Origin of the sequence: Mizugakiibacter sp., assembly GCF_039680435.1 — a bacterium.
Classification (GTDB): domain Bacteria; phylum Pseudomonadota; class Gammaproteobacteria; order Xanthomonadales; family Rhodanobacteraceae; genus Mizugakiibacter.
In genome coordinates this window covers 67,743-80,844 of sequence record NZ_JBDKSX010000029.1, presented here as the reverse complement: position 1 = coordinate 80,844, position 13,102 = coordinate 67,743, and the positions used below count along the sequence as shown (strand labels likewise).

Sequence of the window (13,102 nt, the reverse complement as noted above, 5' to 3'; positions counted from 1 at the left end):
CAGGACGACCGCGGGCGACGCAGGCATGACAGAGGCAATCGGCGCGTGCACGTATTGGCGGTAGCGGCCGCGGGGCGCGGATGGCCGGCGGGCGTCCTGCTGCTTGCCGCGCTGTCCGTCCCCGCGCCCGCCGCTGCCGATCTCGGCATGCAGGGGCGCTGGGCGGCCGGACCAATCGCCGCCGGGCAGGCGGCCGGATGGCGGCCGTTCGATCCCGCGCGCCTGCAGGCGTTTGCGCGCAACCCCGACGGCGCGTCGATCGAACTGCTGCCGGCCGGCGGCCGCTGGCCCGATCCGCCGCTGGTGCTGATGGTGCGGCATCCGCCGCTCGGGGCGGTCACGCTGCTGGATGCCGGCGGATCGCCGCAGCGCGGGGCGCTCAACGAGCCGGCGGATACCGCGCTGCCCGCGCACGGGCGCATCGCCTTCCGCATCGCGCATCCTCCGGCAGCGGGCCAGCCGCTGCGGCTGCGCATCGAACCGTATCCCGCCGTATCCGCGCCGATGGCGTTCGCCGTCACCACCGAGCGCGACTTCCAGCGCGAGGACGCGCGCTGGCTCGCCTTCGTCAGCGCGTGCTTCGGCGTGATGCTGGCGATGGCGCTGATGGGGCTGGTGTTCGCCGCGATCCTGCGCGACTTCACGCTGGTGCTCTACGCCGGCTACGTGCTCGGCTACCTGGTCGTGCAGGCGATCCAGTCGGGCTACGCGGTGCGCCCGCTCGGCATCGACGCGGTCGCCGCAGCGCCGCTGCTGTGGGGGCGCTTCGCGGTCGGCCTGGCGGTGGGCTGCGCCGCCGCGTTCCTGGCGCGCTTCGCCCGGCTCGATCGCCACGCGCCGCGGCTGGCGCGCGCGCTGCACGCCTACGGCATCGGCATGGTCCTCGTCTCGGCGCTGGCGATGCTGCCGCTACCGGCGCTGCAGGCGGCGACGCGGGCGATCGTCAATCCGGCGCTGCTGGCCGGCACGCTGCTGATGCTGGCCGCGAGCGCGATCGGCGCCTGGCGCGGATCGCGCTACGCCCTGCTGTTCCTGGCCGGGTGGGCGCCGCTGCTGGTGCTGACCGCCATCGACAGCGCGCAGGTGTCGGGCGCACTGCCGGGCGTGCTGTGGATCAACGACGCCTGCATCGCGGCGGCGGCGTTCGAGGCGGTGGTGCTCTCGATCGGCCTGGCGCACCGCGCGCTGGACCTGCGCCGCGACCTCGACTACGCGCGCACGCTGGCCGACGCCGATCCCTACACCGGCGTGCTCAACCGGCGCGCCTGGACCGAGCGCCTGCAGCTGCGCCTGCGCGAGTCGGCGCGCACCGCGCAGCCGCTGTGCGTGCTGTTTCTCGATCTCGACCACTTCAAGTCGCTGAACGACAACTTCGGGCACCATGCCGGCGACGACGCGCTGCTGGCGTTCGCCGCCGCGCTGCGCGATCCGCATTTGCCGCAGGCGGAAATCGGCCGCTACGGCGGCGAGGAATTCACCGTGCTGCTGCCGGGTTGCGGATTCGTCGACGCCCGGCGTTATGCCGAGCGCGTCCGCGAGCAGTTGCGGCGCATGCGCGTGGCGGTCGACGCGGACGGGCGGCCGTTGACCGTGAGCATCGGCATCGCCGCGCTGGCGCCGGGCGAAGACATGGCGACGCTGATCGCGCGCGCGGACGCCGCGATGTACGCGGCCAAGACCGCCGGCCGCGACTGCGTGATGCTCGCCGGCGAGGCGGCGCCCGTGATCGCGGCGCGCTAGGATCGCGCGCTTTCCGCGCGCATGGCCGCGTTCGCGACCCTCGGCATGGCAGCGGCTGCGGTTCGAAAGGCGCGCGTGCCGGTCACTGTCGACGGCGACGGCACCTCGTGCATCCGACCGGCGGCGCGGGTGGCGGGCGAAGATCGGCAAGATTCCGCGGGTCGTCGCCTGAGCGCGCCGCGTGCGGTTGGCGACGCCGCGCTCAGTACCACTCCAGCATCGACACGCCGAGGCCGAGGTAGGTCGCGCGGTGGTTGTAGTCGATCAGGCTCTCGCCGTAGCCGCTGAAGATCTGCACGTGGCCGCGCAGCTCGTTGTGGATCGGGAATGCCCAGTCCACCTGCACCGCGCCGTGCGAGCGGTCGCCGCCGCGCAGCGAATGGCGCAGCATCACCGCCAGTTCGTGGCCGCTGCCCCAGTCGTGCACCAGCAGCAGGTCGCCGCGGCCCAGGTAGTCGGCGATGTCGGGGTTGTCGTCGTTCCTGCGGCTCTCCGGCACGCGGATCCACGGCCGCAGCATCAGCGTCCAGCCCTCGCGCTCGAGGCCGAGATCGAACACGACCCGGTTCCAACTGCGCGACAGCGGATCGGCGCGGCCATTCGACTGGTGATCGAAGCCGACGCCGAGCAGGCGTCCCTTCCAGCCGAACACGTCGTAGTTCGTGCGGAACGCCAGGATCGCCTCCGGCTCGTAGTTGGTCTCGCGGAACGGGCGCGAGATGTCGCTGTTGTAGACCTGCCAGTGCGAGGTCTGCGTGTAGCCCATCCACAGGTCGCCGTTGTCGCCGAACATGCCCTGCCAGATCTTGGTCTTCAGGCTGAGCTGGAACTTGGATTCGAGCTTGTCGAGCCCTTCCGTCCGGGCGACGGTGTGGCCGGATGCCGGGCTCGAAGGCGTCTGGTTGGTCCTGCTGGTGTAGAACGCCGGCAGCAGGTACACCGGCTTGTAGGCGCGGACGTGGAACGGCCCGAGCTTCGACTGCGGCGACAGCTCCCAGCGGCTGTCCAGCAGCGACAGCGGCGCCGTCGGCGCCTGCAGCGGCTCGGCGCGCGCGTAACGCAACTGGTCGTCGAGCGTCTGCGGCGTCGGGCTGCGCACCGGCGGCGTCTTCAGCGGCGAGTGCGCGGTCGGCGCGGCGCGCCCCATCGCGCGGTCGTAGCAGGCGAGGCGCTCGGCGTCGGCGGTGATCGCCGTGCACGCCCTGGGGTCCGCGGGCGGCACATCGTCGGCGCGCGTGCGCGCCGCGGCGAGCGCGCAGGCGAGGCAGCCGAGTGCGGGCAGCAGCGTGGACAGGCGCATCGGACGTTCCGTACCTGGGGCGCGGGAAGGATACGGCAAGCGCGACGGGTGGCGGTTACGCCGCGCGCGGCGTCTGCGATCATGTACGGATCGCCGACGGGAACGCGCATGCCTCCGATCCTCACGTTCAGCGCCGCGCAGGCGCGTCTGCTGCACCTCGCCGCACAGGGACTGCTCGCGCGCCCTCGCGCGAAGGCCAGGCCCGAGACGCTGTTGCGGGCGATCGTGCGCATGCAGTTGCTGCAGATCGACACCATCCACGTGGTCGCGCGCAGCCCGTATCTGGTGCTGTTCTCGCGCGTCGGCGCCTATCCGCCCGAATGGCTGGATGCGCTGCTGGCCGAGGGGCAAGTGTTCGAATGCTGGGCGCACGAGGCCTGCTTCGCGCCGATGGCCGACTGGGCGCTGCACCACGCGCACCGCGCCGCGCGCGCGCAGCACTGGGCGCACCGCCACGCCCGGCGCATGCACGCCGAGCACCGCGAGGGCATGGATCGCCTGCTGGCGCACGTGCGCGAGCGCGGCCCGGTGCGCGCCGCCGACTTCGGGCGCGCCGATACCGCCGCCGGCGGCTGGTGGGGCTGGAAGGCGGAGAAGCGCTGGCTGGAGGCGTGGTTCGCGCTGGGCGAGCTGATGATCGCGCGCCGCGAGCGCTTCCAGCGCGTGTACGACGTGCGCGAGCGCGTGCTGGCGAAGGCCCGACCCGACCCGACCGCGCAGCCCGCGCCGTCCGCGGCGGAGGCGCGCCACGCGTGGATCCTGCGCAGCGTGCAGGCGCTCGGCGTGACGCAGGCGCGCTGGATCGCCGACTACTTCCGCCTCGGCCGGCGCATCGCCGACGCCGACCTGCAGCCGCTGCTGGCCGAAGGCGCACTGCTGCCGGTCGAAGTGCGCGGCTGGGACGCGCCCGGCTACGTGCACGCAGCGCAGCGCGAACGGGCCGAGCGCGCCGCGGCCGGCGCGTTGCGCGCCACGCGCACCGCGCTGCTGTCGCCGTTCGATCCGGTGGTGTGGGACCGCGAGCGCGCACGCGCGATGTTCGGTTTCGACTACACGCTGGAGTGCTACACGCCCGCGCCGAAGCGCCGCTACGGCTACTTCGTGCTGCCGATCCTGCACCGCGGCCGCCTGGTCGGCCGGCTGGACGCCAAGGCGCACCGCGGCGAAGGCGTGTTCGAGGTGCGCTCGCTGCATCTCGAAGAGGGCGTCGCAGTGGAATCCGGGCTGGCCGCCGCGCTGGCGGCCACGCTGCGCGACTGCGCGGCCTGGCACGCGACGCCACGGGTCGAAGTCCGGCGCAGCGAGCCGCGCGCCTTCGCCGCGTTGCTGCGCGCCGCGCTGAAGGACGCCGTGGGCGCGGCGCCGCGTTGAGCGCGGACGGCGCGCGCCGGTTTTTGCGATCATGGCCGGCGACGACGCCCACGGAACCCGACGCATGCAGGCCGAGCACGGCATCACCGCGATCGACACCGGCTTCTTCCGGCCGCGCTTCGACGCCAGCCACCTGATCGTCGAGGGCGGACGCGCCGCGTTCGTCGACGTCGGCACCAACCATTCGGTGCCGCGCCTGCTGGCGGCGCTGTTCGCGCAGGGCATCGCGGCCGCCGCGGTCGACTACGTGATCCTCACCCACGTGCACCTCGACCACGCCGGCGGCGCCGGCGCGCTGCTGCGCGAGCTGCCGAACGCGAAGCTGCTCGTGCACCCGCGCGGCGCGCGCCACATGGCCGACCCGAGCGCGCTGGTCGCCGGCGCGTCCGCGGTGTACGGCGAAGAGGAAGTGCTGCGCTCCTACGGCGCGCTGGTGCCGGTGCCGGCCGCGCGCATCGTCGAGGCGGGCGAGGGCCACGTGGTCGAACTGGCCGGGCGCGCGCTGCGCTGCCTCGACACGCCGGGCCACGCGCGCCACCACATCTCGATCTGGGACGAACGCAGCCGCGCGTTCTTCCCCGGCGATACCTTCGGCCTGTCCTATCGCGAGTTCGACACCGCGCGCGGCGCCTTCATCCTGCCGACCACCACGCCGATCCAGTTCGAGCCCGACGCGCTGCGCGCCTCGATCGGGCGCATGCTCGCCTACGCGCCGCAGGCGATGTACCTGACCCACTACAGCCGCGTCGTCGACGTGCCGCGGCTGGCGCAGGACCTGCTCGTGCAGATCGATGCGATGGTGCGCATCGCGCGCGCCAACGCGGGCGCCCCGGACCGCCACGCGCGCATCGCCGCCGCGCTGGCCGAGCTGTACCTGGCGCGCGCGCAGGCGCACGGCTGCGCGCAGGACGCGGCGACGATGCGCGAACTGCTGGCGATGGACATCGAGCTGAACGCGCAGGGCCTGGAGGTCTGGCTGGACCGCGGCGGCAAGGGCTGAGCGCCGCGCGCCGTCCGCCGCGGCGGCTTTGCCGCAGCGCGCCGCACGCGCGGCGCCCGAAGCGCCGGCATGGCTGCGTTACGCGGACGCGATCGCGATCGACGGCCTGGGCGGGCGGGGCATCGCGCGGGCCGGGCCCGGCGGGCCGCTGTCGGCTGCGGCGCTGGCCGACGCGCGCGCCCCGGGCTGACCGCCTGCAACCTGGCCGTCGGCGGCGTCGGCAGCTACGCGCAGGACTACGACGGCACCGTGCGCAACATCGCCCAGTGGGACGGCGAGATCGCCGCGCATCCCGACGTGCTGATGCAGATGCGCAACGCCGCCGATCGCGCTGCCGTCCAAGCGCGGCCACGACGACGCGCGCATCGCCAAGATCCTCCGCGGCAACTTCGCGCGGCGGTTCCGCGAGGTGGGGGCGACGGAACGCCGTTCAGCGCACCTCACGCGCCAATGCGGCGCCGAGCGCCTGCTCCCACTCGCCGATGAAGGCGGCATAGGCCGCGTCGTCCAGGAACGCGCGCACGTAGGCGTCGCCCCCCGCGCCGAGCGCGGTCAGCGTGTAGGTGACGCTGATGCGCGCGTGTCCGCCGTTGGCCGGCTCGCAGTGCACGTCCACCAGCCCGATATTGGAACCCTCCGCCAGCCGCGCGTAACTGACGCGGTGGGCGGCGGGTTCGTAGGCGCTGACGATCCAGGTGCTGACGCGGCCGTCCGGCGCGCGCGTGCGGAACGTGCTGCCGCGCTCGCGGTCGCCACTCAGCATTTCCGGCGCCCATCCGGGCGCCCAGCGGCGCTCGCCTTCGGCGGTGAAGTAGGGGAACACCCGTGCGCAGGGCGCGGGCAGGGTGAACGAGCGGGTCTGGCTGCCGGAGGCGTAGGACATGGCGGTGGCTCCACTGGAGGCGAGGATGGCGAGGGCGGTGCCCAGGCTGAGGGTGCGGGAAGGCATGGCGGTATCCTTCGTTGGTTGATATGTACCATGGTACCATATCACCAGTAATGCTTGCGCGGCTAGAATGGCCGCGCAGACCGAGGAGCCCGAGATGCCGAACCGAGACGAGCCGCGCCGCGAGGTGGAACGCGTGCAGACCGGCGTGCGCCTGGAGAAGCGCCTGCTGAAGGTGCTGAAGGGCTTGGCCGAATACCTCGACCTGTCGCTGGGCGACCTGCTCGAGGGGATGGCGCTGCACGCGCTGGAGAACAAGCCGCCGTTCTCGGCGGCGACGCTGAAGCGCATCGCCGATCTCAAGCGCGTGTACGGCCTCGACCTCGGCGCCGCCGACAGCCACCGCCTGCGCGAGCGCTGACGCGAGCGCACGCGACGCCGCGGAGCGGCTCGATCGCCACCTGGCTGGCGCTGCGGCAGGGCCCGGGCAGATCCGCGTCGGCGCGGACGCCGGCCCGCCCGCCCGGGCGGGTGCAAGCGGTGGTGCGCGGCAGCTCGCGGCGCCGGCCGACGTCCGTCCCTGAATCCGTCGCGCCGCCGCCCGTCGCGGTGCTAGCCTGAGCGCGTCGCCGCCGGGTGCGCCGCCATGGCCGTCCACAACGCGGACATCGCCGCCGTGTTCCAGGAGATCGCCGATCTGCTGGCGCTGCAGGACGCCAACCCGTTCCGCATCCGCGCCTACGCCAACGCCGCGCGCACCATCGACGGCTGGCCCGAGGAACTCGACCTGTGGACGCGTCGCGGCCACAAGCTGGACGACATCCCCGGCATCGGCGAAGACCTCGCCGGCAAGATCCGCGAGATCCTCGACACCGGTTCGTGCGCCGCGCTGCAGCGGTTGCGGCGCGGTTTCCCGGCCGGCATCACCGACCTGCTGCGCGTGCCGGGCCTGGGGCCGAAACGCGTGCGCACGCTGTACCGCGAGCTGCACGTCGAGACGCCCGAGCAACTGCTGCGCGCCGCGCGCGACGGCCGCATCCGCGCGCTGCCGGGTTTCGGCGCCACCAGCGAGAAGCGCATCCTCGAGGCGGCGTCCGCCTACGTCGGCCGCGAGCAGCGCATGCCGCTGGCGAAGGCGGCGACCTACGCCGAGGCACTGCTCGAGTGGCTGCGCGGCGCGCGCGGCGCGCAGGACGCCGTGGTCGCCGGCAGCTACCGGCGCATGCGCGAGACGGTGGGCGACATCGACGTGCTGGTATCGGCGCCGCGCGGCGGCCCGGTGGCCGACCGCTTCGTCGCCTACGACGAGGTCGAACGCGTGCTGGCCAAGGGCGGCACGCGCGCCAGCGTGGTGCTGAAGAGCGGCCTGCAGGTGGACCTGCGCGTGGTTGCGCCGGAGAGCTACGGCGCCGCGCTGGTCTACTTCACCGGCTCCAAGGCGCACAACATCGAGCTGCGCCGCATGGCGCAGCAGCGCGGGCTGAAGATCAACGAATACGGCGTGTTCCGCGACGGCCAGCGCATCGCCGGCGACACCGAGGCGTCCGTCTACGCGACGCTCGACCTCGACTGGGTGCCGCCCGAGCTGCGCGAGGACCGCGGCGAGATCGAGGCCGCTCGCCGGCACGCATTGCCGAAGCTGGAGGAGCTCGCCGACCTGCGCGGCGACCTGCATGCGCACACCAACGCCACCGACGGCCGCGGCACGCTGGAGGAGATGGCCGCGGCGGCGCGCGCGGCCGGCCTCGAATATCTCGCCATCACCGAGCACTCCAGGCGGGTGACGATGGCGCACGGGCTGGACGCCGCGCGGCTGGGCGAGCAGATCGACGCGATCGACCGCCTCAACGGAACGCTGCACGGACTCACGCTGCTGAAGGGCATCGAGGTCGACATCCTCGAAGACGGCACGCTGGACCTGCCCGACAAGGTGCTGGCGCGCCTCGACCTGGTGGTCGGCGCCGTGCACAGCGCGTTCCACCTTTCGCGCAAGCAGCAGACCGAACGCATCCTGCGCGCGATGGACCGGCCGTGCTTCAGCATCCTCGCGCATCCGACCGGGCGCCTGCTCAGCGAGCGCGAGCCGTACGACGTCGACATGGAGCGCATCGTCCGCCACGCCCGCCAGCGCGGCTGCTTCCTCGAGCTGAACGCGCATCCCGAGCGGCTCGACCTGCTGGACACGCACTGCCGCATGGCCAAGGACGAGGGCGTGCTGGTCGCGGTGTCCAGTGACGCGCACGCGCCGGCCGACTTCGGCGTGCTGCACTACGGCATCGGCCAGGCACGCCGCGGCTGGCTGGAAAAGGGCGACGTGCTGAACACGCGTCCGCTCGGCGCGCTGCGCAGGCTGCTCGCCGGCACCATGCGCGGCTAGGCCCCGCAGGCGCGCAGCGCCGCGTTTGATGCAGATCAGACAAAGCGCGTGGCCGCCGCGCGCGCGGCGGTTCGCGGCCGCCGCGCGCGGCTATAGTCGAGCCATGCCGATGGGGTCCACCGAGCTCGTTTTTCGCGCCCGCGGCCTCACCAAGGTCTACCGCATGGGCGAGGTCGAGGTACACGCGCTGCGTGGCGTCGATCTGGATCTCCACGCGGGCGAACTGGTCGTGCTGCTCGGACCTTCCGGCAGCGGCAAATCGACCCTGCTGAACATCCTCGGCGGACTGGACGTGCCGACCGCGGGGCAGGTCTGGTACCACGGCGAGGACCTGACCGCCGCCGATGCGCGCGCGCTGACGCAGTTCCGCCGCACCCACGTCGGCTTCGTGTTCCAGTTCTACAACCTGATCCCCAGCCTGACCGCGCGCGAGAACGTCGCCCTGGTCACCGACATCGCCGAGGCGCCGATGACGCCGGAGCAGGCGCTGGCGCTGGTCGGACTGGAGCAGCGCATGGACCACTTCCCTGCGCAGCTCTCCGGCGGCGAGCAGCAGCGCGTGGCGATCGCGCGCGCGGTCGCCAAGCGACCGGCGGTGCTGCTCTGCGACGAGCCGACCGGCGCGCTGGACTCGCCCACCGGCGTGCGCGTGCTGGAGGTGATCGAGCGCGTCAACGCCGAGCTCGGCACCACCACCGTGGTGATCACCCACAACGCCGATATCGCGCGCATGGCGCACCGCGTGCTGCGCATGGCGGACGGGCGCATCGCCAGCGCGCAGACCAATCCGACGCGCACGCCGGCGCGCGAGCTGTCCTGGTGAACGCGCTGGCGCGCAAGGCGCTGCGCGACCTCGGCCACCTGCGCAGCCAGGCGATCGCGATCGCGCTGGTGGTGGCGAGCGGCGTGGCGACGCTGGTGATGGCGCAGTCCACCTACCGCTCGCTCGAGCTCACCCGCACGCGCTTCTACGCGGACTATGCCTTCGCCGACATGTGGGCGGCGACCAAGCGCGCGCCGGAGACGCTGGCCGCGCGGCTGGCCGCGGTCGACGGCGTGCAAACGGTGGAGACGCGGCTGGTGGCGCCGGCGACGCTGCGCGTGCCCGGCTTCGCCGATCCGGTGCGCGCGTTGGTGCAGTCGTTGCCGGTCACCGGCGTGCCGGTACTGGACCGGCTGTACCTGCGGCGCGGCCGATTGCCGACGCCGGGCGCGCGCGACGAGGCGGTGCTGAGCGACGCCTTCGCCGACGCGCACCATTACCGGCCGGGCGACCGCGTACTCGCCATCGTGCATGGCCGCAGCCAGTGGTTCCGCGTGGTCGGCGTCGCCAGCTCGCCGGAGTACGTCTACCAGATCCGTCCCGGCGCCTCGTTCCCCGACTTCAAGCGCTTCGCCATCCTGTGGACCTCGCGGCGCGGGCTGGAGGCGGCGCTGGACATGGACGGCGCGTTCAACACCGTGGCGCTGCGGTTGCGGCCGGACGTGCCGGCGGTGGCCGTGGCGCGGCGCGTGGACGCGCTGCTGGCGCGCTACGGCGGCGTCGGCGCCTATACGCGCAGCGAGCAGCTCTCGCACCGCTATCTGCAGTCCGAGCTGCACCAGCTCGAGGTGATGGCCCTGCTGTTCCCGGCGATCTTCCTCGGCGTGTCGGCGTTCCTGCTGAACGTGGTGCTGACCCGGCTGGTCGGCACGCAGCGCGAGCAGGTGGCGGTGCTGAAGGCGATCGGCTACACCGACTTCGACGTCGCCCGTCACTACCTCGGCATCGTCGCCCTGATCGCCGGCGCCGGCGCTGTGCTCGGCGTAGCCGGCGGCACCTGGCTGGGGCACTGGATGTCGGGCATCTACCGCGACTTCTTCCGCTTCCCGTTCCTCGACTACCGCGTGGGCGCCGACGTGGTGGCGACCGGCCTCGGCGTCAGCCTCGGCGCGACGCTTGCGGGCACGCTGCAGGCGGTGATCGGCGCGATGCGCCTGCCGCCGGCGGAGGCGATGCGGCCGCCCGCGCCGGAACGCTTCCGTGCGCTGCTGGTCGAGCGCCTCGGCCTGCAGCGCTGGTTCGCGCCGCCGACGCGCATGATCCTGCGCCAGCTCGAGCGGCATCCGTTCAAGGCGCTGCTGACCGTCGCCGGCCTGGCGCTGGGCTGCGCAATCATGATGATCGGTCGCTTCCAGAACGACGCGATCGACTACCTCACGCAGGTCGAGTTCTACGTCGGCCAGCACTACGACATCGCCGTGGACTTCACCGAGCCGACCGCGCGCGCGGCGCTGTTCGAACTGGGCGCGCTGCCCGGCGTCACCGCGGTCGAGCCCTACCGCGCGGTGGGCGTGCGCCTGCGCCACGGCACGCAGAGCTACCGCACCGCCATCGAGGGCCTGCCCGCGGACGGCCGCCTGCGCACGCCGATGGACGTCGCGCTGCGGCCGGTCGCGCTGCCGCCGGACGGCCTGCTGCTGGACGCCTATCTCGCCCGCATGCTGGGCGTGCGCGTCGGCGACGACGTCGACGTGGACGTGCTGGAGGGCCGGCGCCGCGAACTGCGCCTGCGCGTGGCGGGCACCGTCGAGGAATACCTCGGCGCGCGCGCCTACATGCGCCTCGATGCGCTGGATCGTGCGCTGGGCGAGGGTGCGCTGGTGTCCGGCGCCTGGCTCGGCGCCGATCCGGCGCGGCAGGGCGCGGTGATGGACGCGCTGGAACGGCGGCCGCGCGTGGCCGGCATGGGCGCGCGCATGGCCTCGCTGCGCAGCTTCCTCGACACCATGGCCGAGAGCATCCTGGTGTTCACCCTGGTGACGCTGGTGCTCGGCGGCCTGATCAACTTCGGCGTGGTCTACAACACGGCGCGCATCGCCCTGTCCGAGCGCTCGCGCGAGCTGGCCACCATGCGCGTGCTCGGCTTCACCGAGCGCGAGGTCGGCGCGGTCCTGCTGGGCGAACTGGCGCTGCTGGTAGTGGCCGCCGTGCCGTTCGGCTTCGTTGCCGGCGCGCTGCTGTGCCGCGGCATGGCCGTGGCGATGCGGTCGGACCTGATGCGCATCCCGGTGCACTTCACCAGCGGCACCTATGCCATCGCCGCGCTGGCGACGTTCGCCGCCGCTGCGCTGTCTGCGGCGGCGGTATACCGTCGCATCGCGCGACTGGACCTGCTGGCGGTGCTGAAGGCGCAGGAATGAACGCGAAGCAGCGAATCGTGCGCTGGAGCCTGATCGCCTGCGTGCTGCTGGCGGCCGCCGCGTTGGCCGCGTGGTGGCTGCGTCCGGCGGCGCTGCCGGTCGAGGTGGCCGAAGTGCGCCGCGCGCCGTTCGTGCAGAGCTTCGTCGAGGAAGGGCGCACGCGGCTGGAGCATCGCTATCTGGTGGCGGCGCCGGTGGGCGGCATGCTGCGTCGCGTGGTCCTGCGCGAGGGCGACACGGTGCGCGCCGGCCAGGTGGTCGCCGAGGTCGAACCGTCGGTGGCCGCGCTGAACGATCCCGCGCAGCGCGCGCGCCTGCGCGCGGACACCGATGCGGCGGGCGAGGCCGAGGACGCGGCGCACCACGCGCTGCAGGCGGCCGATGCCGCGTTGCGTCTGGCGCGCAGCGACCTGAAGCGCCTGCAGGGCATGCGCACGGTGGTGGCGCCGTCCGAACTGGACGCCGCCACCACGCGCGCCGAAGAGGCGACACAGCGCCGCGAAGCCGCGCAGGCGGAACTCGCCGCGGCCACGCAACGCCACGCGGCCTACGAGCGGCTGCTGGCCCTGGAAGGGCGGGGCGGCGGGGAAGCGCTGGCGCTGACCGCGCCGATCGACGGCGTGGTGATCCATCGCTACCAGGAGAGCGCGGTACCGGTCGCGGTCGGCCAGGCGATCCTCGAGATCGGCGATCCGCACGATCTGGAGATCGAGGTGCAGGCGCTGTCCGCCGATGCGGTGAAGCTGCGTCCCGGCATGCGCGCGATCGTTCACGAGTGGGGTGGAGAGGGCAATCTCGAGGCGCGCGTGGCGCTGATCGAGCCGGGCGCCTTCACCAAGGTGTCGGCGCTCGGGGTGGAAGAGCAACGCACCTACGTGCGCCTGGATTTCACCTCGCCGTACGCACAGTGGGCACGGCTCGGCGACGGCTACCGCGTCGAGGTGGAGTTCGTGCTGTCCGAGGGCAGCGACGTGCTGCAGGTGCCGAGCGGCGCGCTGGTGCGCGACGGCACGCGCTGGACGGTGTTCGCATTGCGCGACGGCAGGGCGCGCGCCGTGCCGGTGGAGATCGGCCGGCGCGGCACCGACGCGACGGAGATCCGTGCCGGCCTGCGCGCCGGCGAGCGCATCGTCGCCTGGCCGGACGACCGCATCGCCGAGGGCACGCGCGTGCGCGCGCTGCCCGGCGGCGCCGGCACGCGCGGACCATGAATCCATTCGACGCGGCCGCGGCCGCAGGAGGAGG

General features: G+C 73.3%; 11 protein-coding genes. 8 read left to right on the top strand and 3 right to left on the bottom strand.

Annotated features, from left to right (window positions below):
* Positions 1-147 precede the first annotated feature (147 nt).
* Positions 148-1,740 carry a diguanylate cyclase gene (locus ABFC67_RS03565; RefSeq protein ID WP_346736670.1) on the top strand — a complete coding sequence of 531 codons (1,593 nt, stop codon included), beginning with the start codon at positions 148-150 and terminating at the stop codon, positions 1,738-1,740.
* A gap of 202 nt (positions 1,741-1,942) precedes the next feature.
* Here ABFC67_RS03565 and ABFC67_RS03560 read toward each other — a convergent pair whose 3' ends face one another.
* Positions 1,943-3,040, bottom strand: coding sequence for a phospholipase A (locus ABFC67_RS03560; RefSeq protein WP_346736669.1), 1,098 nt, complete (start codon positions 3,038-3,040; stop codon positions 1,943-1,945).
* 108 nt (positions 3,041-3,148) lie between these two features.
* On the opposite strand from ABFC67_RS03560, the gene ABFC67_RS03555 reads away from it, so the two are divergent.
* Both ABFC67_RS03555 and ABFC67_RS03550 read left to right on the top strand, forming a co-directional pair.
* Positions 3,149-4,411, top strand: coding sequence for a crosslink repair DNA glycosylase YcaQ family protein (locus ABFC67_RS03555; RefSeq protein ID WP_346736668.1), 1,263 nt, complete (start codon positions 3,149-3,151; stop codon positions 4,409-4,411).
* A gap of 64 nt (positions 4,412-4,475) precedes the next feature.
* On the top strand, positions 4,476-5,411 hold the full coding sequence (locus tag ABFC67_RS03550; RefSeq protein ID WP_346736667.1) for an MBL fold metallo-hydrolase: 936 nt from the start codon (positions 4,476-4,478) through the stop codon (positions 5,409-5,411).
* A 78-nt stretch (positions 5,412-5,489) separates the two neighbouring features.
* Here the strand turns inward: ABFC67_RS03550 and ABFC67_RS03545 are convergent, their stop codons facing one another.
* On the bottom strand, positions 5,490-5,777 hold the full coding sequence (locus tag ABFC67_RS03545) for a hypothetical protein (protein ID WP_346736666.1): 288 nt from the start codon (positions 5,775-5,777) through the stop codon (positions 5,490-5,492).
* 64 nt (positions 5,778-5,841) lie between these two features.
* Positions 5,842-6,360 carry an SRPBCC family protein gene (locus ABFC67_RS03540; protein WP_346736665.1) on the bottom strand — a complete coding sequence of 173 codons (519 nt, stop codon included), beginning with the start codon at positions 6,358-6,360 and terminating at the stop codon, positions 5,842-5,844.
* Between the two features lie 94 nt (positions 6,361-6,454).
* Here ABFC67_RS03540 and ABFC67_RS03535 point away from each other — a divergent pair, with 94 nt between their 5' ends.
* The 5 genes from ABFC67_RS03535 (at position 6,455) to ABFC67_RS03515 (ending at position 13,068) form a co-directional block, all read left to right on the top strand.
* Positions 6,455-6,718 (top strand): hypothetical protein, encoded by a 264-nt coding sequence (locus ABFC67_RS03535; RefSeq protein ID WP_346736664.1) that lies wholly within the window; start codon positions 6,455-6,457, stop codon positions 6,716-6,718.
* 225 nt (positions 6,719-6,943) lie between these two features.
* Positions 6,944-8,674 (top strand): DNA polymerase/3'-5' exonuclease PolX, encoded by a 1,731-nt coding sequence (gene polX / locus ABFC67_RS03530; protein WP_346736663.1) that lies wholly within the window; start codon positions 6,944-6,946, stop codon positions 8,672-8,674.
* Between the two features lie 109 nt (positions 8,675-8,783).
* Positions 8,784-9,497, top strand: coding sequence for an ABC transporter ATP-binding protein (locus ABFC67_RS03525; RefSeq protein ID WP_346736662.1), 714 nt, complete (start codon positions 8,784-8,786; stop codon positions 9,495-9,497).
* Complete coding sequence (locus ABFC67_RS03520) at positions 9,494-11,857, top strand: ABC transporter permease (RefSeq protein WP_346736661.1); 2,364 nt, start codon at positions 9,494-9,496, stop codon at positions 11,855-11,857. The genes ABFC67_RS03525 and ABFC67_RS03520 overlap by 4 nt, the downstream gene beginning before the upstream one ends.
* Complete coding sequence (locus ABFC67_RS03515; RefSeq protein WP_346736660.1) at positions 11,854-13,068, top strand: HlyD family efflux transporter periplasmic adaptor subunit; 1,215 nt, start codon at positions 11,854-11,856, stop codon at positions 13,066-13,068. The genes ABFC67_RS03520 and ABFC67_RS03515 overlap by 4 nt, the downstream gene beginning before the upstream one ends.
* The last annotated feature ends 34 nt before the right edge of the window (positions 13,069-13,102 follow it).

Bases quoted from the DNA above. Each gene is read 5' to 3' on its own strand.
- ABFC67_RS03535 (WP_346736664.1), top strand. From the start codon at position 6,455: ATGCCGAACCGAGACGAGCCGCGCCGCGAGGTGGAACGCGTGCAGACC.
- polX (WP_346736663.1), top strand. From the start codon at position 6,944: ATGGCCGTCCACAACGCGGACATCGCCGCCGTGTTCCAGGAGATCGCC.
- ABFC67_RS03555 (WP_346736668.1), top strand. From the start codon at position 3,149: ATGCCTCCGATCCTCACGTTCAGCGCCGCGCAGGCGCGTCTGCTGCAC.
- ABFC67_RS03515 (WP_346736660.1), top strand. From the start codon at position 11,854: ATGAACGCGAAGCAGCGAATCGTGCGCTGGAGCCTGATCGCCTGCGTG.
- ABFC67_RS03545 (WP_346736666.1), bottom strand. From the start codon at position 5,777: ATGCGCGCGTCGTCGTGGCCGCGCTTGGACGGCAGCGCGATCGGCGGC.
- ABFC67_RS03565 (WP_346736670.1), top strand. From the start codon at position 148: ATGCAGGGGCGCTGGGCGGCCGGACCAATCGCCGCCGGGCAGGCGGCC.
- ABFC67_RS03560 (WP_346736669.1), bottom strand. From the start codon at position 3,040: ATGCGCCTGTCCACGCTGCTGCCCGCACTCGGCTGCCTCGCCTGCGCG.
- ABFC67_RS03525 (WP_346736662.1), top strand. From the start codon at position 8,784: ATGGGGTCCACCGAGCTCGTTTTTCGCGCCCGCGGCCTCACCAAGGTC.
- ABFC67_RS03550 (WP_346736667.1), top strand. From the start codon at position 4,476: ATGCAGGCCGAGCACGGCATCACCGCGATCGACACCGGCTTCTTCCGG.
- ABFC67_RS03540 (WP_346736665.1), bottom strand. From the start codon at position 6,360: ATGCCTTCCCGCACCCTCAGCCTGGGCACCGCCCTCGCCATCCTCGCC.